The 23423-nt window shown below is 70.0% G+C and carries 26 protein-coding genes; 8 read left to right on the top strand and 18 right to left on the bottom strand.

The genetic code is table 11. From position 1 onward, the window contains the following. Positions 1–56: 56 nt before the first annotated feature. Both ID554_RS20855 and ID554_RS20850 read right to left on the bottom strand, forming a co-directional pair. A complete protein-coding gene (locus tag ID554_RS20855) occupies positions 57–1835 on the bottom strand; it encodes a 3-hydroxyacyl-CoA dehydrogenase family protein (RefSeq protein ID WP_117225960.1) in 1779 nt (592 codons plus the stop codon). 130 nt (positions 1836–1965) lie between these two features. Then, a complete protein-coding gene (locus ID554_RS20850) occupies positions 1966–2391 on the bottom strand; it encodes an FHA domain-containing protein (RefSeq protein ID WP_117226415.1) in 426 nt (141 codons plus the stop codon). 252 nt (positions 2392–2643) lie between these two features. Here ID554_RS20850 and ID554_RS20845 point away from each other — a divergent pair, with 252 nt between their 5' ends. Further along, on the top strand, positions 2644–4140 hold the full coding sequence (locus ID554_RS20845; RefSeq protein ID WP_117225961.1) for an aldehyde dehydrogenase family protein: 1497 nt from the start codon (positions 2644–2646) through the stop codon (positions 4138–4140). Positions 4141–4243: 103 nt separating this feature from the next. Continuing rightward, positions 4244–4918 carry a methyltransferase domain-containing protein gene (locus tag ID554_RS20840; protein ID WP_117225962.1) on the top strand — a complete coding sequence of 225 codons (675 nt, stop codon included), beginning with the start codon at positions 4244–4246 and terminating at the stop codon, positions 4916–4918. Between the two features lie 68 nt (positions 4919–4986). On the opposite strand, the gene nucS is transcribed toward ID554_RS20840, so the two are convergent. Further along, complete coding sequence (gene nucS, locus ID554_RS20835; protein ID WP_117226416.1) at positions 4987–5646, bottom strand: endonuclease NucS; 660 nt, start codon at positions 5644–5646, stop codon at positions 4987–4989. Between the two features lie 71 nt (positions 5647–5717). Here nucS and ID554_RS20830 point away from each other — a divergent pair, with 71 nt between their 5' ends. From ID554_RS20830 to ID554_RS20815, 4 genes are all read left to right on the top strand, one after another. Then, complete coding sequence (locus tag ID554_RS20830; RefSeq protein WP_117226417.1) at positions 5718–6338, top strand: DUF4126 domain-containing protein; 621 nt, start codon at positions 5718–5720, stop codon at positions 6336–6338. A gap of 52 nt (positions 6339–6390) precedes the next feature. Beyond that, positions 6391–6837, top strand: coding sequence for an Rv0361 family membrane protein (locus ID554_RS20825; RefSeq protein ID WP_117225963.1), 447 nt, complete (start codon positions 6391–6393; stop codon positions 6835–6837). A 202-nt stretch (positions 6838–7039) separates the two neighbouring features. Further along, on the top strand, positions 7040–7924 hold the full coding sequence (locus ID554_RS20820; RefSeq protein WP_117225964.1) for an ABC transporter ATP-binding protein: 885 nt from the start codon (positions 7040–7042) through the stop codon (positions 7922–7924). Next, entirely contained in the window at positions 7921–8766 is an 846-nt protein-coding gene (locus ID554_RS20815) for an ABC transporter permease (protein WP_117225965.1), read from the top strand. Before ID554_RS20820 ends, ID554_RS20815 begins: the two co-directional genes overlap by 4 nt. Positions 8767–8925: 159 nt before the next feature. On the opposite strand, the gene ID554_RS20810 is transcribed toward ID554_RS20815, so the two are convergent. Next, the gene (locus ID554_RS20810) at positions 8926–9774 is read right to left on the bottom strand and encodes a 3-hydroxyacyl-CoA dehydrogenase family protein (RefSeq protein ID WP_117225966.1); all 849 of its coding nucleotides are present in this window, start codon (positions 9772–9774) and stop codon (positions 8926–8928) included. Between the two features lie 80 nt (positions 9775–9854). Beyond that, complete coding sequence (gene murA / locus ID554_RS20805; protein ID WP_117225967.1) at positions 9855–11297, bottom strand: UDP-N-acetylglucosamine 1-carboxyvinyltransferase; 1443 nt, start codon at positions 11295–11297, stop codon at positions 9855–9857. On the opposite strand from murA, the gene ID554_RS20800 reads away from it, so the two are divergent. Then, a complete protein-coding gene (locus tag ID554_RS20800) occupies positions 11296–11868 on the top strand; it encodes a cob(I)yrinic acid a,c-diamide adenosyltransferase (RefSeq protein WP_117225968.1) in 573 nt (190 codons plus the stop codon). The genes murA and ID554_RS20800 overlap by 2 nt on opposite strands. After that, positions 11844–12287 (top strand): VOC family protein, encoded by a 444-nt coding sequence (locus tag ID554_RS20795; protein ID WP_117225969.1) that lies wholly within the window; start codon positions 11844–11846, stop codon positions 12285–12287. Before ID554_RS20800 ends, ID554_RS20795 begins: the two co-directional genes overlap by 25 nt. A gap of 157 nt (positions 12288–12444) precedes the next feature. On the opposite strand, the gene ID554_RS20790 is transcribed toward ID554_RS20795, so the two are convergent. From ID554_RS20790 to ID554_RS20730, 13 genes are all read right to left on the bottom strand, one after another. Then, entirely contained in the window at positions 12445–12903 is a 459-nt protein-coding gene (locus tag ID554_RS20790; RefSeq protein WP_117225970.1) for a DUF2550 domain-containing protein, read from the bottom strand. A 12-nt stretch (positions 12904–12915) separates the two neighbouring features. Beyond that, positions 12916–13200 carry a F0F1 ATP synthase subunit epsilon gene (locus ID554_RS20785; RefSeq protein ID WP_117225971.1) on the bottom strand — a complete coding sequence of 95 codons (285 nt, stop codon included), beginning with the start codon at positions 13198–13200 and terminating at the stop codon, positions 12916–12918. 89 nt (positions 13201–13289) lie between these two features. Then, entirely contained in the window at positions 13290–14438 is a 1149-nt protein-coding gene (locus ID554_RS20780) for an LCP family protein (protein WP_117225972.1), read from the bottom strand. A 227-nt stretch (positions 14439–14665) separates the two neighbouring features. Next, a complete protein-coding gene (atpD, locus tag ID554_RS20775) occupies positions 14666–16117 on the bottom strand; it encodes a F0F1 ATP synthase subunit beta (RefSeq protein WP_117225973.1) in 1452 nt (483 codons plus the stop codon). Continuing rightward, complete coding sequence (locus tag ID554_RS20770) at positions 16117–17055, bottom strand: F0F1 ATP synthase subunit gamma (RefSeq protein WP_117225974.1); 939 nt, start codon at positions 17053–17055, stop codon at positions 16117–16119. Before ID554_RS20770 ends, atpD begins: the two co-directional genes overlap by 1 nt. A gap of 9 nt (positions 17056–17064) precedes the next feature. Further along, the gene (gene atpA / locus ID554_RS20765; protein ID WP_117225975.1) at positions 17065–18708 is read right to left on the bottom strand and encodes a F0F1 ATP synthase subunit alpha; all 1644 of its coding nucleotides are present in this window, start codon (positions 18706–18708) and stop codon (positions 17065–17067) included. A gap of 92 nt (positions 18709–18800) precedes the next feature. After that, on the bottom strand, positions 18801–19622 hold the full coding sequence (locus tag ID554_RS20760; protein ID WP_117225976.1) for a F0F1 ATP synthase subunit delta: 822 nt from the start codon (positions 19620–19622) through the stop codon (positions 18801–18803). Further along, on the bottom strand, positions 19622–20152 hold the full coding sequence (locus tag ID554_RS20755; RefSeq protein WP_117225977.1) for a F0F1 ATP synthase subunit B: 531 nt from the start codon (positions 20150–20152) through the stop codon (positions 19622–19624). The genes ID554_RS20760 and ID554_RS20755 overlap by 1 nt, the downstream gene beginning before the upstream one ends. Before the next feature lie 29 nt (positions 20153–20181). Then, positions 20182–20406: an ATP synthase F0 subunit C gene (gene atpE / locus ID554_RS20750; protein ID WP_117225978.1), complete on the bottom strand. Its 225-nt coding sequence runs from the start codon at positions 20404–20406 to the stop codon at positions 20182–20184. A gap of 86 nt (positions 20407–20492) precedes the next feature. Continuing rightward, positions 20493–21314 carry a F0F1 ATP synthase subunit A gene (atpB, locus tag ID554_RS20745; RefSeq protein WP_117225979.1) on the bottom strand — a complete coding sequence of 274 codons (822 nt, stop codon included), beginning with the start codon at positions 21312–21314 and terminating at the stop codon, positions 20493–20495. Then, a complete protein-coding gene (locus tag ID554_RS20740; protein WP_117225980.1) occupies positions 21315–21536 on the bottom strand; it encodes a hypothetical protein in 222 nt (73 codons plus the stop codon). 165 nt (positions 21537–21701) lie between these two features. After that, positions 21702–22136, bottom strand: a complete 435-nt coding sequence (locus ID554_RS20735; protein WP_117225981.1) for a hypothetical protein — start codon at positions 22134–22136, stop codon at positions 21702–21704. Then, positions 22133–23419 (bottom strand): serine hydroxymethyltransferase, encoded by a 1287-nt coding sequence (locus ID554_RS20730; RefSeq protein WP_117225982.1) that lies wholly within the window; start codon positions 23417–23419, stop codon positions 22133–22135. The genes ID554_RS20735 and ID554_RS20730 overlap by 4 nt, the downstream gene beginning before the upstream one ends. Between the last annotated feature and the right edge of the window lie 4 nt (positions 23420–23423).

The following is a 23423-nucleotide window of genomic DNA, read 5'->3' as shown; positions in this document are numbered from 1 at the left end:
GCGTGCAAGGAGGGGACCCTTCCTCTACCGGAGGCGTTAGCAGGGGACCCTTCCTTTCATCCGGGGAGGTCGCGGAAGCCGCGTCCGGTGCGGTGGCCAAGGTGACCGGCCGTGACGAGTTGTTCCAGCAGTGGGGCGGGGGCGAAGCCGGGGTCGCGCAGTTCCCGGTAGAGCCGTCGCTGGATGGCCAACGCCACGTCCAGTCCGACCGCGTCGAGCAGTGCGAACGGGCCGGTCGGGTAGCCGCAGCCGAGCGTCATCGCGTGGTCCACGTCGTCGGTGCCGGCGTAACCGGCCTCCAGCATCCGGACCGCGTCGTTGAGGTACGGGAACAGCAGCGCGTTGACCAGGAAACCGGCCCGGTCGTCGCAGACCACCCCGGTCCGGCCCAGCGTGGCGCAGACCGCCCGCGCGGTGTCCACGGCCTGGTCCGAGGTCCGGATGGTCCGCACGATCTCGACCAGCGGCGCCGCCGCGCCGGGGTGGACGAAGTGCAGGCCCACCACGTCGGCCGGGCGTCCGGTGGCCATCGCCAGCTCGATCACCGGCAGCGCGGAGGTGGTGGTCGCCAGCACCGCGCCCGGCTTGCAGACTGCGTCCAACTCGGTGAGGAGCGCCTTCTTGACGTCGAGATCGTCGGCCACCGCCTCGACCAGCAGGTCGGCGTCGGCCAGTGCGGCCGACGCCGTCGACCAGGTGATCCGGGCGAGGGCGGCGTCGCGGTCGGCCTCGCCGAGCCGGTCCTGGCCCACGTTCTCAGCCAGCGCGGTCCGTACCGCCGCGCCAGCCGTCGCGGGATCCTCGAATTCGGGGCCGACCGCGGCGACCTGGTATCCGGCGGCGGCGAAGACCGCGACAAGCCGGTGCGCTGACGCGCCCGCTCCGGCCACGCCGACGGCGCGCACCGGGTCGGTGGGCGTCTCCGGCGCCGGTGCCGGCGTCTGCGCGTCGGGTACGACCTTCGATGAACCGGGCCGCTCGTACGTGTAGAAGCCCCGGCCCGATTTCCGCCCGAGCAGACCGGCGGTCACCATCTGCCGCAGCAGCGGCGCCGGGGCGTGGCGGCGGTCCCGGCCACCACGGCGGTACATGGTGTCCAGGACCTCGTACGACGTGTCCAGCCCGATCAGGTCCATCAGGGCCAGCGGGCCCATCGGCAGTCCGCAGCCGAGCTTCATCGCGACGTCGATGTCCTCGCGGGTCGCGTACCGTGCCTCGACCATCGCGACGGCGTGGTTGAGGTAGCCGAACAGCAGCGCGTTGGCGACGAACCCGGCGCGGTCGCCGATGGTGACGCCGACCTTGCCGAGCCGCGCGCAGAGCGCCTCCACGTCGGCCACCACGTCGTCGGCGGTGACCACCGTCCGCACGACCTCGACCAGCTTCATCACCGGCGCCGGGTTGAAGAAGTGGATGCCGATCACCTGGTCGGGTCGACCGGTGGCGACCGCGATCTCGGTGACGCTCAACGAGGAGGTGTTGGTGGCGAGGACGGCCTCGGGCTTGCAGATCCGGTCTAGGTCGGCGAAGAGCCGGCGCTTCAGGTCGAGGCGCTCGGGCACCGCCTCGATCACCAGGTCGACCGCGTGCAACGCGTCCAGCCCGACGGCGAAGGTGACCCGGCCGAGCAGGGCGTCCCGGTCGGCGGCGGCGAGCCGGCCCTTGGCCACGGCCCGGTCGGTCGAGCCGCTCAGGGTGGCCCGGCCACGCTCCAGAGCGGTGTCGGTGATCTCGACGGCGACCACGTCGACGCCGCTGCGGGCGAAGACCTCGACGATGCCGGCACCCATGGTGCCCAGACCCACCACACCCACGCTGGTGAACTCGCGCGCCACGCCCGGCCTCCCCTTATCCGCGATACCGGCGACCGGACGTTAACGGCCGCTCAGGTCATGCGCGCGAGTCTGCCACGTGGCTCGGGCCTGTCCAGACGCGGTGGGGTTTGTCACCGCGTCTGGGAACAGGTCAGGAACCGCCGGTGATGGCGGGCCTGGACGGGGCGACCGGCAGCGGAAGGGTCGGCCGCCGTTCCTGGCGCGGCACCCCGAAACTGAATCCCACCGGATCGGTGCGGGCCACACCGGGGTCGAAGAACCGCAGGTCGGTGCGACCGATCCGGATCACGTCGCCGTCACTGAGCCGGGTAAGTCCGGTGATCCGGCGTTCGTTCACCCAGGTGCCGTTGGTCGAACCGAGGTCCACCAGGGACACTCCCTCGCCGGCCAGCCAGATCTCGGCGTGCCGGCGGCTCAGGTGCGGGTCGTGTACGACGATGTCGACCGCCGGGTCGCGGCCTATCACCTGCGGCTGGCGACGCAGCCGGAACCCGAGCCCACGCATGGGTCCGGCGGCCACCGTCAGCAGCGGCATCAGTTGCGGATGTTCCTTCATGGACAGTCGGACCTCCACCCCGCGCGGCCACCCCCGCGTCAGCCTGCCACCACCGGGCGGCCACCTCCACCACCCGGCCAGTCATCACCGAGTAACCGGCCGGACACCTTCCGTTCGGCCCTTTCGGTGGACAGGGCACCGGCCTCCCGGCGAAAACTGCTGCTCAGTCCGATTCAACCATCCACCGCCCAACCGGTTCAGCCTCACTCCGCTCCCCTACCAGTGAGTAATTTTCAGGTCTAGACTTCCGCCATGACGGCTGTGCATCACCCCGGCACCCCCGTGATCGAGGGCGACCACCTGATCTCGACCAGCCCGGCGACGGACGACGAGGCGGGCCGCGTACCGGTCGCCACCGGAGTGGACATCGAGCGCGCCGTCGCCCACGCCCGCGCCGCCGGCCTGTGGTGGGCCGGGCTCGGCTTCGACGGGCGGCGTGAGCGGCTGCTGCGCTGGCGACGGCTGCTCGCGCAGCGGATGGAGACGCTGGCGGAACTGGTCCACGCCGAGGGCGGCAAGCCGGTCGCCGACGCGCTGGTCGAGGTCGTGTCCGCCGTCGAGCACGTCGACTGGGCCGCGAACAACGCCCGCCGGGTGCTCGGCGCCCGCCGGGTCCGTTCCCGGCTCATCCTGGCCGAGTTCTCGGCCCATCTGGAATACCAGCCGTACGGGGTGGTCGGGGTGATCGGCCCCTGGAACTATCCCGTCTTCACCCCGGTCGGCTCCGCCGCGTACGCGCTGGCCGCCGGCAACGCGGTGGTCCTCAAGCCGAGCGAGTACACCCCGGTGGCCGGCCAGTGGCTGGTCGACTCGTTCGCCGAGGTGGTGCCCGAGCAGCCGGTCTTCACCACGGTGCACGGGCTCGGCGACGTGGGTGCGGCACTGTGCCGCTCCGGGGTGGACAAAGTCGCCTTCACCGGCTCCACGGCGACCGCCAAGAAGGTGATGGCGGCCTGCGCCGAGTCGTTGACCCCGGTGCTGCTGGAGGCCGGCGGCAAGGACGCGATGATCGTCGACGTGGACGCCGACCTGGACGCCGCCGCCGAGGCCGCCGTCTGGGGTGCGATGACCAACGCCGGGCAGACCTGCATCGGCATCGAACGGGTCTACGCGGTGGAGCCGGTCTTCGACGCCTTCCTCGACAAGGTGGTCGCACGCGCGGGCCGACTCAGCGTGGGCCCGGACGGCGCCGACGTCGGCCCGATCACCATGCCCAGCCAGCTCGACGTCATCCGCCGGCACATCGACGACGCGCTGTCCCGGGGCGGACGGGCCGCCCTCGGCGGACGGGACGCGGTACGACCGCCGTACGCGCACCCGACGGTGCTGGTGAACGTGCCGGAGGACTCCGTCGCCGTCCGCGAGGAGACCTTCGGCCCGACGCTGACCGTCAACCGGGTACGGGACGCGGACGAGGCACTCGCCCGGGCCAACGCCCTGCCGTACGGGCTGGGCGGTTCGGTCTTCGGACGGCGTCGGGCGGTGGCCATCGCCCGACGGCTGCGCTCCGGCATGGCGTCGATCAACTCGGCGCTCACCTTCGCCGGGATGTCCACCCTGCCGTTCGGCGGGGTCGGCGAGTCGGGGTTCGGCCGTATCCACGGCGAGGACGGGTTGCGCGAGTTCGGCCGGGCCAAGGCGGTGACCCGTCGCCGGGGCCGGACGCTGCTGCCCTCGACCACGTTCGACCGCACCCCCGCTGACGTGGCCCGTCTCGTCAAAGCGGTCAAGATGCTCTACGGCAGGTGACCGCGCGGGTCCGGGACCCGCCACTGTCGGAAACCCGATCATCGTCAGCTTCGATCCGAGACGGAGGTTTAGCGTCGGTAGCCGCGACGGTACATTGCGTTAAATGCGCCCCCATCGATTGCGATTCCATCTCGTCGACAAGGACGGCTCATGGAGCGCGCGGCAACGCCAGCGCCGCGCCGAATGGCTGATCCGGACATTTCCGCGCCTGTCCGAGATGCACGTGATCGACCTCGGTGGACGCCTCGGCACCTGGACCCGCGCGACCGTCCGGCCCGCCCGCGTACACGTGGTCAATCTGGAACGACCCACCGCCGAGGTGCCCGACTGGGCCGAGGTCGACCAGGCCGATGCCTGCGACCTGCCGGCCCGCATCGCCAAGCGCCGCTACGACCTGGTGTTCTCCAACTCAGTGCTGGAACACGTGGGTGGACACGAGCGCCGGCTGCGGTTCGCCGAGGCGGTGCACACCCTGGGCGAGCGGCACTGGGTGCAGACGCCGTACCGCTACTTCCCGATCGAGCCGCACTGGATCGCCCCGGGCATGCAGTTCCTGCCGGTCCGCCTGCGCACCGCGGTCGCCCGACGCTGGCCACTCGGGCACAAGGCCACCCGCACCCACGACGCGGCCATCCATCAGGTGCTCTGGACCGAACTGTTGGACCGGTCCCAGATGCGGCACTACTTCCCGCAGTCCCGCATCCTGGTGGAGCGGGTCGGTGGCCTGCCGAAGTCGCTGATCGCGGTCCGCACCACGATCCCTCGCCAACGTGCCTGACCGCACGGCCGGTCGCGGGACGATCGGTGGCCGACGGAGTTCCGGCCCGACCGCCAGAAGCCCGACCGTCAGAAGAGGGTCAACTCGTCGCGTTCGATGCCGCGCAGCCGGTCGTAGTCGACCACCACGCAGCGGATGCCGCGGTCCCTGGCGAGCACCCGGGCCTGCGGCTTGATCTCCTGCGCGGCGAAGACGCCGGCCACCGGTGCGAGCAGCGGATCGCGGTTGAGCAGTTCGAGGTAACGGGTGAGCTGCTCGACGCCGTCGATCTCGCCCCGACGCTTCACCTCGACCGCGACCGCGCCCTGGTCGGCGTCCCGGCAGAGCAGGTCGACCGGCCCGATGGCGGTCATGTACTCGCGGCGGACCAGCGTGTAGCCCTCGCCCAGGGTCGCCGGGTTGGCGGCCAGCAACTCCTGCAGGTGCGCCTCCACCCCGTCCTTGCGTAGTCCCGGGTCGACACCCAGGTCGTACGAGGTGTCCTGGAAGATCTCCTCCAGGGTGATGCGCAGTTCCTCACCGGCCTTGTTGACCACCCGCCACACCCCGGGCGCCTCCTCCAGCCGGCAGGGCGGGCTCATCCAGTTCAACGGCTTGTAGGCCCGGTCGTCGGCGTGGATCGACACCGATCCGTCCGCCTTCACCATCAGCAGCCGGGTGGCCGGCGGCAGGTGGGCCGAGAGCCGTCCGACATAGTCCACCGAGCATTTCGCAATCACCAACCGCACCCGACGAGGGTAGCGGAGCAGCCGGGCATCGCCGCCGAGCACCACTGGCGTGCCGGTGCCATGCTGAGATGGTGCTCGAAGTATTGACCGGTACCGGCCTCGCCGCCTCGGCGGGGCTGAACGCCTACATCCCGCTGCTGCTGATGGGAGCGTTGGCCCGCTTCACCAGCGTCATCGACCTGCCCGGCGGCTGGCAGTGGCTCGGTAACGACTGGGTGCTGGGCATCCTCGCGGTGCTGCTCGTCGTCGAGGTCGTCGCGGACAAGGTGCCGGTGGTGGACCACGTCAACGACCTGGTGCAGACCGTCGTCCGCCCGACCGCCGGTGGGCTGGCCTTCGGCGCCGGCTCCGCCTCGGAGACCGTGACGGTCAGCGACCCGGACAGTTTCTTCGCCGACGGCGGCCAGTGGCTGCCGGTCGTCGTCGGGGTGCTCATCGCGCTCGGCGTACACCTGCTAAAGTCCGCCGCGCGCCCGGTCATCAACGCGACCACGGCCGGTGTCGGCGCCCCGGTGGCGAGCACCGTCGAGGACGCGACCAGCGTGGTGATGTCGCTGGTGGCGATCGTGCTGCCGGTGCTGGTGCTGGTGTTCCTGGTCGCGTTCGCGTGCTACCTGCCGTGGTTCCTGCGCCGACGCGCGGACCGACGCCGGGAGCGCCAGGCCGCCCGGGAGGCCGGCTTCCGGGTCTGATCCCGCGTACGCGGACGGCCTGGCCTTGCATAGTGGATCTACGCTGCCCTCCATGACGTACCACCCGCCTCCGGTCCCGCCCCGTGACAACCGCCGCTCCCTGCGGATCGTGCTCATCGTGGTGGGCGTGGTCGTCGCGGTCTGCTGCCTGGGCGGTGCGGCCGGTGGGTTCTTCCTCTTCCGGACCGTGCAGGACGCGGTCGGCCCGGCCCGTAGCGCCACCAGCGAATACCTTAACGCCGTCCGGGACGGCGACCACCAGCGCGCCTACGACCTTCTCTGCCAGCGGCAGCGTGACCAGGTGACCCCGGACGATTTCGCCCGGCAGCGCCAGGCGCAGCCGCGACTGGTGGACTACGACATCACCGGGATGCGGGTCTCCACCGACAACGGCCGGACCACCGGCGTCGCGTCGGTACGCCTGGAGACTGCCAGCGGCGAGACGGCCGAGTCGATCAGCCTGCTGCGCGAGAACGACGAGTGGCGCGTCTGCCCCTGAGTACCGGCGAACCGGTCCAGGCGAACCTACAGCCACCGCTGATCCGCCGGCCCGGGCGCGTCCGCCAAGCGGACGCGCCCGAGATTGTGCAGAACCGCACAGCACGACGACGGTGACGCCCGGGGCCGATCCGCCCGTGACGGGAGGAACCACCACCCCCCGGTGCGGATGGTGGACCCGGGCGGGCCGCACACTTGACGGCATGAGTGACGACGTCGCGATCCGCGTCCGGGGCCTGCGCAAGGCGTACGGCGACAACGTCGCCGTGGCCGATCTGGACCTCGACGTCCACCGGGGCGAGGTGTTCGCCCTGCTCGGCCCGAACGGCGCGGGCAAGACCACCACGGTGGAGATCCTGGAGGGCTACCGGCAACGCGACGCCGGTGAGGTACGCGTGCTGGGCACCGACCCCTCGCCCGGGTCCCGGTCGGGCGGCTCACGCGCACCGGGCCACTCCGTGCGCGACTGGCGCGGCCGGGTCGGCATCGTCCTGCAGGGCACCGGCGAGTTCGACGAGCTGACCGTCGCCGAGGTGGTGCACCACTTCGCCGGCTTCTATCCCCACGGCGACGACCCGGACAAGGTGATCGACCGGGTCGGACTCACCGCCAAGGCCGGTGCCCGTACGCACACCCTCTCCGGCGGGCAGAAGCGCCGCCTGGACGTGGCGCTGGGCATCATCGGTCGCCCCGAACTGCTCTTCCTCGACGAGCCGACCACGGGTTTCGACCCGGAGGCCCGCCGCGAGTTCTGGGAGCTGATCCGGGACCTCTCCGCAGCCGGCACCACCATCGTGCTCACCACGCACTACCTGGACGAGGCCGAGACGCTCGCCGACCGGGTGGGCGTCATCGCCGGTGGCCGGCTGGTCGAGGTCGCCGTACCCGCCGAGCTGGGCAACCGGCGGGAGGCGCTGGCCACGGTCTCCTGGCGTACGCCGGAGGGGGCGGCGGAGAGCGCGCAGAGCGCGACGCCGACGGCGCTGGTGACGGAGCTGGCCGCGCGTTTCGGTGGCGAGGCGCCCGGCCTGACCGTCACCCGGCCCACGTTGGAGGACATCTACCTGCGGATGATCGGACACCGATGACGACCACGACCAGACCGGACGCTCCGGTCGCCGCCCCCGCCGCCCGCCGCGTCGGAGGCGCCGCTCTCGCCCTGCGCCAGGGTCGCCTGGAGATCCGGCAGTTCCTGCGCAGCCGGGAATCCGTCGTCTTCACGCTGGGCTTCCCGGTCATCATGGTGCTGATCTTCGCGTCGATCTTCGACGACGACCTCGGCGAGGGCGTCAGCTACACGCAGTACTTCATCACCGGCATGATCGCCACCGGCCTGATGACGGTCAGCTTCCAGAACCTCGGCATCTGGATCCCGATCGAGCGGGACCGGGGCGTGCTCAAGCGCTACCGGGGCACGCCGATGCCGAAGTGGGTCTGGTTCGCCGGCAAGGTGATCATGGTGCTGGTGACCGGCGTGGTGATGACCGCCCTGCTGCTCACGGTCTCGGTGCTGCTGTTCGACCTGAACCTGCCGACGACTGCTACGGCCTGGTTCACCTTCGGATGGGTCAGCGCGCTGGGCATCACCGCCTGCACCCTCTGCGGCATCGCCATCTCGTCTCTGGCCCGTACGGCGCGCAGCGGCTCGGCAGTGGTCACCCCGGTCGCCCTGGTGCTCCAGTTCATCTCCGGGGTGTTCTTCGTCTTCACCAACCTGCCGAGCTGGATGCAGCAGGTGGCGGCCGTCTTTCCGCTCAAGTGGATGTGCCAGGGGCTGCGGGCGGTCTTCCTGCCGGAGAGCTTTGGCGCCAACGAGCCCGGCGGCTCGTTCGAGCTGGCCCGGGTCGCCCTGGTGCTCGGCGCCTGGTGCGTGGTCGGCCTGGTGCTCTGCCTGACCACGTTCCGCTGGACCACCCGCCGCGACGGCTGAGACTTGGGTGTAAGGAAGGGCCCCTTGTTAACGCCTGGTGTATAGCAAGGGCCCCCTGCTAACAGCCCGATGGCGCTCGCGCGGCCAGCGCCGTTAGCAGGGGTCCCCTGCTATACACCAGGCGTTAGCAGGGGACCCCTCCTTACACATCTGGGCGCATCAGTACGAGTAGAAGCCCTGGCCGGTCTTGCGGCCCAGGTCGCCGGCGGTGGCCATGCGCTGGAGCAGCTCCGGCGGGAAGAACTTCTCGTCGCCCGTGTCGGTGTAGATGTTGCGGGTGGCGTTGAGCAGCACGTCGACGCCGGTCAGGTCGACGGTGGCGAGCGGGCCCATGGCGTGCCCGAAGCCGAGCTTGCAGGCGGTGTCCAGGTCCTCGGCGGAGATCACGCCCGTCTCGACCAGCCGGACCGCCTCCATCGCCAGGGCGGTGATCAGCCGGGTGGTGACGAATCCGGCGATGTCCCGGTTGACCACCACCACGGTCTTGCCGATCTCCTCGGCGAACGACTTCGCCGTGTCGAGCGTGGCGTCGCTGGTCTTGTAGCCCCGGATCAGCTCGCAGAGCTTCATCATCGGCACCGGCGAGAAGAAGTGGGTGCCGACGACCGCCTCGGGACGTTCGGTGACCGCCGCGATCTGGGTGACCGGGATGGCCGAGGTGTTGGTGGCCAGCACCGCGTCCGCCTTGCAGATCTTGTCCAGCGCGCGGAACACCTCGTGCTTGACCTCCAGCCGCTCGAAGACCGCCTCGACCACGATGTCCGCGTCGGCCGTCGCCTCCAGGTCGGTGGTGGCCGTGATCCGCCCCAGCGCCGCCTCGGCGTCGGCCGTGGAGACCTTGCCCTTCTCCGCGAACTTCCCCAGCGACGTACGGATGCCGTCCAGACCGCGCCGGGTGGCCGCGTCGTCCAGGTCCCGCAGCACCACCTGCCAGCCCGCCTGTGCCGCCACCTGTGCGATACCCGAGCCCATCAGCCCGGCGCCCACGACCGCGAGTCGACCCGCCATCTGCCCCTCCCTCGCTGCGATTCGAGTGTCTGCCTGCACCCTAGTCGGCGAGCCTGAACGATGGCTAAGGAGACCGCTGCTCAGAAGGTCAGTTCGGGTTCCTCCGGCGCGCTCGCCCGCTCCACCTCGATGCCGAGCGCCCGCAGGTCGGCCACGAAATCGGGGTAGCCCCGGTCGACGTGGTGCACATGCGACACCTCGGTCACCCCGTCGGCGCAGAGCCCGGCGATGATGAGTCCGGCGCCGGCACGGATGTCGGTGGCGCGTACCGGCGCGCCGGAGAGCCGGTCGCGTCCGCGTACCACGGCGTGATGCCCGTCGGTCTTGATGTCCGCGCCCAGCCGCATCATCTCGTTGGCGAACATGAACCGGCCGTCGAAGATGTTCTCGGTGATCAGGGAGGCGCCGTCGCTGAGCGCGGCGAGCCCGATCGCCATCGGCAACAGGTCGGTGGCGAACCCCGGGTAGGGCAGCGTCACCACGTCCACGGCCCGGGGACGGCCGTCCATGCGTACCCGGAAGGCGTCGGGCCGCGTCTCCACCAGGCCGCCGGCCGCGACCACCTTGTCCAGCGCGACCTCCAGGAAGGCCGGGTCGAGACCGGTCACGGTCACGTCGCCGCGGGTCATCGCCGCGCCGAAGGCCCAGGTTCCGGCAACGATCCGGTCGCCCACCGTGGCATGCCGGACCGGCTGCAACCGGCGTACGCCGACGATGCTGATCGTGGAGGTCCCCTCCCCCTCGATCAGCGCGCCCATCCGCTGGAGCAGCGTGCAGATGTCCACGATCTCCGGCTCGCGGGCCGCGTTCTCGATCACGGTGGTGCCCTCGGCCAGCACCGCCGCCATGACCAGGTTCTCGGTCGCGCCGACGCTCGGGAAGTCGAGCGTGATCTCCGCGCCCCGCAGGCCGTCCGGCGCGGAGGCGATCACGAAGCCGTGTTCGCCGGCGATGTCGGCGCCCATCCGGGTCAGCCCGGAGATGTGCATGTCCAGGCCACGGGAACCGATCGCGTCGCCGCCCGGGTGGGCCACCCGGACGTATCCGCAGCGGGCCAGCAGCGGGCCGAGTACGCAGATCGAGGCACGCAGCCGGCGGACCAGGTCGTAGTCGGCCTCGACACCCGGCTGTTCCGGCACGTCGATGGTGACCGAGCAGGAGCGGGCCACCCCGCCGACGGCGACCATCGGGTCCACCGGCTCGTCGGCGTCGAAGCGGACGCCGCAGCCGAGACGGCGCAGCACCTCGCCCATGATGGCGATGTCGGTGATCCGCGGAACGTTGGTGATCACCGTCCGGCCCGGTGCCAGCAACGCGGCGGCCATCAGCTTCAACGCGGAGTTCTTCGCGCCGACCACGTGCACGGTGCCGGTGAGCCGGGCGCCGCCGCGTACCCGGATGACGTCGACGTCGGCGACCGCGGCGTCACCCGCGTCACCCGGGCCGACCCCGCTGGACCAGCCCGTACCGGCCGTCGGCCGGTTCGGGATCGTCAGGTCCGGTATCCGTAGGCTGTGCGTCATGGCCGTCCACCTCACGCGCATCTACACCAAGGCCGGCGACGCCGGCATGACCAGGCTGAGCAACAACGAACAGGTGCCGAAGAACGATCCACGGATCGCCGCGTACGCCGACGTGGACGAGTGCAACGCCGCCATCGGGGTCGCGCTGGCCCTGGGCGGGCTCGACGACGGGTTGCGAGCGGTGCTCGGGCCGATCCAGAACGACCTGTTCGACGTGGGGGCGGACCTGTCCACCCCGGTCGAACCGGACCCGAAGTACCCGCCACTGCGAGTGACCGAGGAGTACGTCGAGCGCCTTGAGGGCTGGTGCGACGAGTTCAACGCGCGCCTGAGCAAGCTCGACTCCTTCATCCTCCCCGGCGGCACCGCGGGTGCGGCACTGCTGCACGTGGCGCGGACCGTCGCCCGGCGGGCCGAGCGGTCGGCATGGGCCCTCGTCGGACACGATCCCGACCGGACCAGCCATCTCCCGGCAAAGTATCTCAACCGGTTGTCGGATCTACTCTTCATTCTGGCAAGAACGGCAAATCCGGACGGAGACGTGCTATGGGTTCCGGGCGGGAGCCGGTGACCTTCGGGTCCCTGCACCACGTGGAACTCTGGGTACCCGACCTGGGCGCCGCGATGCGCAGTTGGGGCTGGCTCCTCGGCCAGTTGGGCTGGGCCACTTTCCAGGAGTGGCCGGCCGGCCGGTCCTGGCGGCTCGGCCCGACGTACCTGGTGTTGGAGGAGTCCCCCGCGCTCTCCGGGCGGCGGCACGACCGTCTCGCCCCGGGCCTGAACCACCTGGCCTTCCACGCCGGCCCACCCGCCGCCGTGGACCACCTGGTCGAGGAGGCCCCCGGGTACGGCTGGACGCTGCTGTTCGCCGACCGCCACCCGCACGCCGGAGGCCCTGACACATACGCCGCCTACCTGACCGACGGCCAGGGATACGAGGTGGAACTAGTAGCCACCACCACCTTGAAGGCCCCAAACAGCCCACGCTGACCAAGAACCCGCCGCTGGACAGCACTCCCGGAGCCGCAACGCACGCTCCGACCACGCCCGCTTCAGGGTTTCCGGGGGAGCACGCCCGCGCAGGGATCAAGCCTGACCGCCCGGAGCGGGTGGGCGCCCCCGGAAACCCCCAACCCCACGGGGCAGGTCAGGCAGCAGGCCAATCCTGAGAAGACGCCAGACGCGGCGAGACCGCCCCCGGAGGGGCGGCCTCGAGCCAGGAAAGGAATCCGGTGACGGTGGACCGCGCCATGGCGATCTCGACCGGAGCGTGTCCGCAGTTACACCGGAGGATGATCCAGTCCGACGGCATGGACATTCGTTCCTGCCCCTCGGGCAACCGTCGTCGTTCCACGGTCAGACCCTCGCGGGAGAGCACCCGCTTGGGCCGTACGGCGAAACTCACCAACCGGTACCACCGGAGTTCGTCGCCGGCGAAGCGACCGAAACCGGGCGCCCAGCCTCGGCCGTCCAGCATGGTGGAGGTCCGGACGCTGAGCCGGATGATGCCACCGCTACGGGTGACCAGGGCCCGCCGGATGAAGAGGACCAGAATCGCGCCGAGGATCACGGCGACGCCGATTCCGATCCCTTCGACGATCTCCATCGGCGGGTCGGCTCAGTTGCCCTGGGAGGCGGAGGCCGGGGTCGCGGTCTCGGCCAGTACGGTCACGCCCCGCTCGTTCACCGAGAGGAAGCCACCGGCCACCTCGTAGACGACCTGCTTACCGCCGGGCAGCTTGATGCGCACCTGGCCGGAGTCGGCGAGCTGGCCGAGCAGGGGCGCGTGCCCCGGCAGCACACCCAGCTCACCCTCGGTCGTACGGGCCATGACCATCTCGGCCTCGCCCGACCAGACCTTCTCCTCGACGGCCACGAGCTGGACGTTAAGGTGCTGTGCCACGCTGTCTCCTTGCTGAGGCGGCGGATTAGGGAAAGTCTAGTCGCGGCCCTGACCTGTGCTTCATGCGGGTGCCGGGAGCCACACCCCGATCAGCTCTTGTTGACGAACTTGGGATGTTCGAGGAGGAACGGGTCCAGGAGTTCCCGCTCCAGCGCGACGAAGAAGTCGTCCACCTCGGGCTCGAACCGTTCACCGAGGTACTTGCCGTTCTCCATGACCCCGCCACCCGGCAGCTTGATCATCTGGATGTTGCCGGGCCGGATGTCCTTGAGCGCGAGACCGAAGTCGATCACGCTGTGCCCCCGGCCACTGAAGATCAACGACTCACCGGCCGCCCGCAGCACCCGGTCCAGCTTCACCGGATTGGTCACCACGTCGGCGCTGAGCGCCTGGCCGGCCATCGCCTTGACGAACTGCTGCTGGTGCCGCTGCCGGCCGTAGTCGCCGTCCGGTACACCGTTCTCCGGGTAACGCTGGCGAACGTAGTCCAGCGCCTGCCACCCCTCCAGGTGCTGCTTGCCCTTCGGGTAGACCGCCTGCGGCCCGATGTAGCCCCCGCCGCCGGGCCGACCCTGGCGGTGCTTGCCGTCCGGCTCGCGGTGCCGGGAACGGACCTCCCGCTCGATGTTCATCGTGACGCCACCCATCGCGTCGACGATCTTCTGGAAGCCGGAGAAGTTGATGATCGCGCCGGCGTCGAAGCGCTCGATGCCGGTGACCTCCTGCGCGGTGAGGGCGAGCAGTTCGAAGCCGCGTGCCGCATCCGGCTTCCCGTCCGGCACCCGGCTGCCGAAGGACATCGCCGCGTTCAGCTTGGTGGTGCTGCCGTTGAAGTTCGCCTTGGGGAACGCGGGGATCTCGACGTACAGGTCCCGGGGCAGGGAGAAGAGGTACGCCCGGTCCATCTCCTTCGGCACGTGCAGGATCATGATGGCGTCGCTCAGCGGCGGCCGGTCGTCCCGGACCGGGTCGATGCCGACCAGCAGGATGTTGAGCGGGCCCTCGATGTCGCTCTTGGCCCCGCCCGCCGCCTGGTCACCGAAGAGGTCGGCCTTGCCGATAGCCCCCTCGTAGCGGGCCATCAGCGCCTCGGCGCCCACCAGCGACGTGCCGCTGACCATCATCAGCACCACGCCGAAGATTGTGCAGAGCTTCGCCCACAGCGGTACGCCCCGCCAGATCGACTTCTTCTTGCCACCACGCGTGCCGCGCGTACCGCCCCTGCCGGCCTTACCCACAAGCTTCTCCGTTCGTCGCGTCCCCGGGAGGTGTACGGGTCCGCGTAGCCGAAAGGTTTAACGTCGTTCGCCGCTCGTCCGCGCCTGAGCTGCACTAGACGGTATCTCGGGCACGGCGTGATCGCCGAGCACGGGAAACCGGGCAGCCAGGATCGTACGTCCCGTAGATGAACGAAAGGCCGTCCCGGCGTGAACCGGGACGGCCTTTCGTCGTTCGAACCGAAGGGTCAGCCCTTCATCAGCTCGGCGGCCTTCTTCTCCAGGTCGTCGAGCCCACCGCACATGAAGAACGCCTGCTCGGGGAAGTGGTCGTACTCACCCTCGCTGATCTTCCGGAACGCCTCGATGGTCTCCTTGATCGGGACCGTCGAGCCCGGCACACCGGTGAACTGCTCCGCCGCGTAGGTGTTCTGCGACAGGAAGCGCTCGATCCGACGGGCCCGCTGGACCGTGATCTTGTCTTCCTCGGAGAGCTCCTCGATACCGAGGATGGCGATGATGTCCTGCAGGTCCTTGTAGCGCTGGAGGATCCGCTTGACCTCGCTGGCCACCTGGAAGTGCTCCTGGCCGACGAACTCCGGGGCGAGGATCCGCGACGAGGACGCCAGCGGGTCCACCGCCGGGTAGATGCCCTTGTCGGAGATGGAGCGCTCCAGGTTCGTGGTGGCGTCCAGGTGGGCGAAGGTGGTGGCCGGGGCGGGGTCGGTGTAGTCGTCCGCCGGCACGTAGATCGCCTGCATCGAGGTGATGGCCTGACCCTTGACGGAGGTGATCCGCTCCTGGAGCTCGCCCATCTCGTCGGCGAGGGTCGGCTGGTAACCCACCGCGCTGGGCATCCGGCCCAGCAGGGTGGAGACCTCGGACCCGGCCTGGGTGAAGCGGAAGATGTTGTCGATGAAGAGCAGCACCTCCTGCTTCTGCACGTCACGGAAGTACTCCGCCATGGTCAGCGCGGAGAGCGCGACGCGCAGCCGGGTGCCCGGCGGCTCGTCCATCTGACCGAAGACCAGCGCGGTCTTGTCGATGACGCCGGACTCGGTCATCTCGTGGATGAGGTCGTTGCCCTCACGGGTCCGCTCCCCCACACCGGCGAAGACGGAGGTACCACCGAAGTTCCGGGCGACTCGGGTGATCATCTCCTGGATGAGCACCGTCTTGCCCACGCCGGCGCCGCCGAACAGGCCGATCTTGCCGCCCTTGACGTACGGGGCGAGCAGGTCGATGACCTTGATGCCGGTCTCCAGCATCTCGGTCTTCGGCTCCAGGTCCGCGAAGGCCGGAGCCTTGCGGTGGATGCCCCAGTGGTCGTCGGCGGAGATGGTCTCGCCCTCGGTGAGGTTGAGGCACTCGCCGATCGCGTTGAACACGTGGCCCTTGACCGCGTCGCCGACCGGCACCCGGATCGGGAAGGCGGTGTCCCGCACCTCGGCGCCCCGGACCAGACCGTCGGTGGGCTGCATCGAGATCGCGCGGACCAGGTTGTCACCCAGGTGCTGGGCCACCTCCAGGGTCAGCGTCTTCTCGCCCCCGGAGAGGGACACGTTCACGTGCAGGGCGTTGAAGAGGTCCGGCATGGCGTCGCGCGGGAACTCGGCGTCGACGACCGGGCCGATGACCCGGACCACGCGACCGGTGGCGGTCGTGGTCTCGGCTGGTCCTCCAGCAGTGGAAACAGTCATCACACTTCACTTCCCGACGCGGCCAGCGCGTTGGCGCCGCCGACGATCTCACTGATCTCCTGGGTGATCCCGGCCTGGCGGGCCGAGTTCATCTCGCGCGTGTACTTGTCGATCATCTCTTCGGCGTTGTCGGTGGCGCTCTTCATCGCCCGCCGCCGGGCCGCCGACTCGCTCGCCGCCGACTCCAGCAACGCCGCGTAGATCCGCGTGTTGATGTACTTCGGCAGCAACGCGTCGAGCAGTTCCTCCGGGTTCGGCTCGAACTCGTAGTCGGGCAGCAGCCCGGGGGCCGCCTCCGACCGAGGCCGCTCCTCCACCTGCAGCGGACCGATGATCCGGGTCACCGGCGTCTGGGTCATCAGGGACTTGAACTCGGTGAAGACGATGTGCAACTCGTCCACCCCGAGCACCCCGTCCGCACTTGGACCGCCGTCGAGGTCGTCCGCGCCGGCCGAGAACGCCTTGACCAGCGTCTCGCCCACCTCGCGGGCGTCGGCGAACGACGGCTGCTCGGAGAAGCCGGTCCAGCTCGCCTCGATCGGCCGGTTACGGAACCGGTAGAACGACACGCCCTTACGCCCGACGACGTAGAGCACCGGCTCCTTGCCGTCCTCGCGCAGCCGCGCGACCAGCGACTCCGCCGTCTTGATGGCGTTGGAGCTGTAACCGCCGGCCAGACCTCGGTCGGCGGTTACCAGCAGCACGCCCGCCCGCCGCACCCGCTCGCGCGGGGTCAGCAACGGGTGGTCGACCGACGCGTTGGACGCCAGCGCCGTGAGAACGCCGGTGATGGCCCGGGCGTACGGCAGGGACGCCTCCACCCGGGCCTGGGCCTTGGCGATCCGGCTCGTCGCCACGAGCTCCATCGCCTTGGTGATCTTCTTCATCCCCTTCGCCGAGCGGATGCGTTGACGAAGAACACGTACCTGCGCCGCCATGGCCCGGCCCTAACGCTTCTGGGCCGGCGCTGCGCTGTAGCGGGTGACCGTCTCCTGCTCGGCCTCGCCCTCCAGCGGCGCCGCCGGCGCCTCGTTGATCGTGCGCTCATCCTCCCGGCCGAGGAAGCCCTGCTTGAACTCGGTGACGGCGGCGTCCAGCGTGGCGACGATCTCGTCGTCCCACTTGTTGTCCGCAATCGCCAGCAGCGTGGCGTTGTGCTTGCGCCGCAGGTGCTCCAGGAACTGGGTCTCGAAGCGCCGCACGTCACCGACGGGGATGTCGTCCAGCTTGCCCTCGGTGCCGGACCAGACCGCGACGACCTGCTCCTGCACCGAGTACGGCGAGTAGTTCGGCTGCTTGAGCAGCTCGACCAGGCGGGCGCCACGGTCCAGCTGGGCGCGGGAGGCCTTGTCCAGGTCGGAGGCGAAGGCGGCGAACGCCTCCAGCTCGCGGTACTGGGCCAGGTTCAGCCGCAGCGAACCGGAGACCTTCTTCATCGGCTTCACCTGCGCCGCGCCACCGACCCGGGAGACCGAGGTACCGACGTTGATCGCCGGCCGGACGCCCTGGTTGAACAGGTCCGTCTCCAGGAAGATCTGGCCGTCGGTGATCGAGATGACGTTGGTCGGGATGAAGGCCGAGATGTCGTTGGCCTTCGTCTCGATGATCGGCAGACCGGTCATCGACCCGCCGCCCATCTCGTCGGAGAGCTTCGCGCAGCGCTCCAGCAGGCGGGAGTGCAGATAGAAGACGTCACCCGGGTACGCCTCACGGCCCGGCGGGCGACGCAGCAGCAGCGACACGGCCCGGTACGCCTCGGCCTGCTTGCTCAGGTCGTCGAAGACGATCAGGACGTGCTTGCCGCCGTACATCCAGTGCTGACCGATGGCCGAGCCGGTGTACGGGGAGAGGTACTTGAAGCCGGCCGGGTCGGAGGCCGGGGAGGCGACGATGGTGGTGTACTCCATCGCGCCCGCCTCCTCCAGCTGCCCCTTGATGGAGGCGATGGTGGAGGCCTTCTGGCCGATGGCGACGTAGATGCAGCGGACCTGCTTCGTCGGGTCGCCGGAGGCCCAGTTCTCCCGCTGGTTGAGGATGGCGTCCAGGGCGACCGTGGTCTTGCCGGTCTTCCGGTCACCGATGATCAGCTGCCGCTGACCACGGCCGATCGGGGTCATCGCGTCGATGGCCTTGATGCCGGTCTGCATCGGCTCGGAGACGGACTGCCGGGCCATCACGTTCGGGGCCTGGAGCTCCAGCTCGCGGTAGCCCTCGTCGGCGATCTCGCCGAGGCCGTCGATCGGGGCGCCGAGCGCGTTGACCACGCGCCCCAGGAAGGCGTCACCGACGGGCACGGAGAGCACCCGGCCGGTGCGCTTGACCCGCTGGCCCTCTTCGAGGCCGGCGTAGTCGCCCAGGACGACGACACCGATCTCGCGGACGTCGAGGTTCAGCGCCACGCCGAGCGTGCCGTCCTCGAACTCGAGCAGCTCGTTGGTCATGGTCGAGGGCAGGCCCTCGACGTGGGCGATACCGTCGCCGGTGTCAGCGACGGTGCCGACCTCCTCACGGGAGACGTCGGGCGAATAGGAGGAGACGTAGCGCTCCAGGGCGCCGCGGATCTCCTCCGTCGAGATGGTCAGCTCGGCCATCCTCTGCTTCCTTAAGTATCAGGGGCCCGGGATACCTAGTACCGACCGGTCCTCGGGTCGACTGTTATTCCGGGCGCTTCGCGGGGTGCTGGTCAGCGCTTCGCGAGCGCGTTGCGGGTCTCGTTGAGGCGACGCAGGATCGTCCCGTCGTACAGGTCCGAACCCACCCGGACGCTCGCTCCGCCGAGGATCGTCGGGTCAACCGTAAGCTTCACCGCGACCGCCCGGCCGTAGATGGCCGAGAGCTGGTTGGTGAGCCGGCTCTCCTCCTCTGCGGTCAGCGGGGCCGCGACGGTCACGTACGCGACCTGCCGGTCACGGCGCTCGGCCGCCAGCTCCACCAGGCGGGACAGCGCTGCGGAGAACGACCGACCACCGAAGCCGGCCAGCGCCGCCTCCACCAGTCGCACCGTCACCGGCCGGGCCTTGCCCGTCAGGAGCATCCCGATCAGCTCGGTCCGCTGGGCCACCGGGGCCCCCGGGTCGGACAGGGCGTTGGAGAGCTGCGGGTCCGCCGCGACCACCTGGCCGAAGCGGAACAGCTCGTCCTCCACCTCACCGAGCTCGTCGGCGCGGTCCGCGCTGGCGAGCAGGGCCTGCACGCCGAGGCGCTCGGCACCGTCGAGCAGCTCCGACGGTGCCGACCAACGACCGGCGACCAACACACCGAGCAGGTCGAGCGCGTCGGCGCCGACCTTGCCGGCGAGCACCGAGCTGAGCAGGCCGCTGCGGTCCGCACCCTGGCGGGCCGGGTCGGAGAGCGCCCGGCGCAGCCGGACCTCCCGCCGCAGCAGGTCTGCCACGGCGAGCAGCTCGGCACCGGTGGTGGCGAGAGCCGTCGAATCGGCGCCCCGGACGTACTCCTCCAGCCGCTGGCTCGCGGCGGCGTAGGACTCCCGGCTGGCGGCCTGCATCAGCGGGCCCCCGCGCTCTCGAGGTCGGTGAGGAAGCGCTCGACGGTGCCCTTACGGCGGGCCTCGTCGGCGAGCGACTCGCCCACGATCCGACCGGCCAGGTCGACCGCGAGACCGCCGACCTCCGCGCGCAGCTCGCGCACGATGGTCTGACGCTCGACGGCCAGCGACTCCCGGCCGGCGGCGATGATCCGGTCGGACTCCTCCCGCGCCTTGGCGAGGATGTCGGTGCGGATCGACTCGGCGTCGGCCCGGGCGTCGTCCCGGATCCGCGCCGCCTCGGTACGCACCTCGGCGAGCTGGGCCCGGTACTGCTCAAGCAGTTGGTTGGCCTCGGCCTGCGCCGCCTCGGCGCGCTTGAGGCCACCCTCGATCGCCTCGACCCGCGCCTGGTACATCGCCTCGATGCGCGGCATGACGAACTTCAGCAGCACGAAGCAGAGCAGGGCGAAGGCGATCGTGCCGATCACCAACTCCTGCCACAGCGGAATGAGCGGGTGGTGCTCCACACCTTCGGCGGCGACAAACATTTCAGACCTCCGGGTCGGGAAGCGGACGGTCAGTTAACGGCGAAGGCGAGCACCAGGCCGAACAGGGCGAGCGCCTCGACCAGGGCGAAGCCCAGGACCAGCCAGGTCCGGTTGTAGCCGGCCGACTCGGGCTGACGGGCGCTGGAGTTGATGTACGCCACGAAGATCAGGGCCACGCCGATCGCGGGGCCGACGGCGGCGAGGCCGTAGCCGATCGTGTTGACGTTACCGCTGATCTCGGCAAGAACAGTCATTGCGGGTATTCCTCCTGTTTGACACGTGAGGTTTCACGCGTACACGGTCGTACCTGAAGCTTTGGGCGGGCGCCCCGCGGAAAGGATCAGTGTTCGGACGCGAGCGCCGATCCCATGTAGTTGGCGCTCAGCGTGACGAAGACGTATGCCTGCAACAGCGCGATCAGCACCTCGAAGAAGGCCATCACGATCGCCATGATGAAGGAGAAGACCGAGGTCGCCTGGATGAAGATGTTGTCCGAGGCGAGCAGCACGAAGCCGCCGATGGTGAAGACCAGCAGGATCAGGTGACCGGCGAACATGTTGGCGAAGAGACGCACCGCGAGCGTGACCGGCCGGTTGATGAAGGTCTGCAAAAACTCGATCGGGATCAGCAGGATGTGCATCGGCCAGGGGATGCCCGGCAGGATCAGGCTCTGCTTGAGGTAGCCGCCGACACCGTGCTTGCGCATGCCGAGGTAGAGGTACATCACGTAGGTGATCGCCGCGAGCACGATCGGGAAGGCGATGTGCGAGTTCGGCGAGATCTGCAACCCCGGGATGATGCCGAAGAGGTTGGTCAACGCGATGTAGCAGAAGAGCACCGTGAAATAGGGCGCGAACCTGACGCCCGCGCTACCCATCTGTTCCTTGGCGATGTTGTCCCGGACCAGGCCGTAGATCGACTCCGCCATCCACTGGCCCTTGGTCGGCACCAGCTTCGGGTTCCGATAGGTGACCATGAAAAAGATGATCAGCAGGCCGACGGCCAGCCAGGCCATGAGGGTGAACTTGGTGACGAATGGGCCGGCCACTTCCGGCAGATAGAAGTCCGAGACCCCCGGGGGCCAGGGCAGCCCTTCAGCGGCGACAAGCTCTGCGCTCACCGTGTCATCCTCCGCACTCGACAGACCCGCGTGTGCCGGCACTCAGGCACCGAGCCTCTTCATGATCAGGTAGATCGCTCCGGCTGCGCCGAGCATCATGCCCACGCCGATCCCGATGCCGGTCGGCAGGCCGAGGAACGTCCCCGCCAACCAGCCGAGGAATCCCCACACCAGGATGCCGGCGAGCAGGTAGCCAAGAACGGCTCCGGCAACGCCTTCCGACGAGTGCTCGTCGGAGCTTCCGCGATGAGGGTTGTCGGCCATGACGAGGCGAACTTTATCAGCCGGGTGTTTCGCGAGTGTGCGGCACCCCCCACACTGCGAGCAGCGTGCGGGTGATCGATGCGGCACCTCAAGCCGGGCCCAAGCTTACTCCTGCCCGGCCAGCCGGGAAGGGGGCAAAACGCCCGGCGAACACCAGCCGTACGGTCAGTGACCCGACACCCGGTCCACGGTGGGCAGCGGGGAGCGCCAGGCCCAGGTGGTGTGCGCGACGATCCACACCAGCACGCCCGCGATGATCGCCACTCCCATGTCGGGCTGGCCGGGCCAGCCGGTACGCGCCACGGCGGCCATCACCATGCCCAGGAAGACCATCTTGGTGGCGTAGGTGACCAGCCCCACCGGCATGACCATCTTCGGGCTGACCGCGTCGGCCCAGGCCACCGAGAACCCGGAGACCAGGTAGCTCACCACCACCAGGCCGATCCCGGCGGCCACCCCGGCCGCGCCGGTCGGGCCACGCAGCAGCGCGGCGATCGGCACCCCGACCACGGCCAGCGCGGCGCAGGCGAGCAGCGGCAGGCGCAGGTGCGGCAGGCGGGACCGGATGGCGCCGGGCTCCCCGGCGCGGGGCGCGGTCATCGGGCGTACGCCGGGAACTCGGCGACCAGCTCGGCCACGTCGGAGGCGACCCGGGCCAGTTCGTCGGTGCCGCCCGGCGCCGCCGGGTCGGTGCGTACCGCCCGGGCGATCAGCTCGGCGACCTGGCGCATCTGCGGCTCGCCCAGACCTTGCGTGGTGATGCTCGGGGTGCCAAACCGGATGCCGGAGGCGACCATCGGCTTCTGCGGGTCGTACGGGATGGCGTTCTTGTTCAGCGTGATGGTCGCCGCGTCGCAGCGGGCCTCCGCCTGTGCCCCGGTCACCCCGGTCTCCCGCAGGTCCACCAGGGCCAGGTGGGTGTCGGTACCGCCGGAGACCGGCCGCATCCCCTCCGCAGCCAGCCCGTCGGCGAGCGCCTGCGCGTTGGCCACCACCTGCGCGGCGTACGTGCGGTACTCCGGCTGCGCCGCCTCGCGCAACGCGACGGCCTTGGCCGCCACCGCGTGCATCAACGGCCCGCCCTGGGTGAACGGGAAGACCGCCTTGTCGATCCGCTCGGCCAGCGACTCGCGGCAGAGGATGATCCCGCCACGCGGACCGCGCAGCACCTTGTGCGTGGTCGCGCAGACCACGTCGGCGTACGGCACCGGAGAGGGGATGGCCTGCCCGGCGACCAGCCCGATGAAGTGCGCCGCGTCCACCATCAGGTACGCGCCCACCTCGTCGGCGATCTCCCGGAAGCGGGCGAAGTCGATCAGCCTCGGGTACGCCGTCGCACCACAGATGATCATCTTCGGTCGGCGCGTACGGGCCAGGTCGCGTACCTCGTCGTAGTCGATCAGCTCGGTGTCCCGCCGGACGGTGTAGCCGACCGTGTCGAACCACCTGCCGGAGAAGTTCACCCGGCTGCCGTGCGTCAGGTGCCCGCCGTGCGGCAGCTCCATCGCCAGCACCGTGTCGCCCGGCTGCACCAACGCGGCGTACGCGGCCAGGTTGGCGCTCGCGCCCGAGTGCGGCTGGAGGTTGGCGTGCTCGGCGCCGAACAGCTGCCTGGCCCGGGCGATGCCCAGCTCCTCGGCCCGGTCCACCTGGGCGCACCCGCCGTAGTAACGCCGCCCCGGATAGCCCTCGGCGTACTTGTTGGTCAGCGTCGAGCCGAGCGCGGCCAGCACCGCCGGCGAGGTGAGGTTCTCGCTGGCGATCAGTTGCAGACCGCCCCGCAGCCGGTCGAGCTCGCCGAGCACCACGTCCGCGATCTCGGGGTCGGTGGTGCTGAGCTGCTCGAAGTCGGGCCCCCAGAAGGTGCCCTTACCGGTCTCCACAGCG

Source organism: Micromonospora craniellae (assembly GCF_014764405.1).
GTDB lineage: Bacteria > Actinomycetota > Actinomycetes > Mycobacteriales > Micromonosporaceae > Micromonospora > Micromonospora craniellae.
This window is presented reverse-complemented; position numbering and strand designations above follow the sequence as displayed.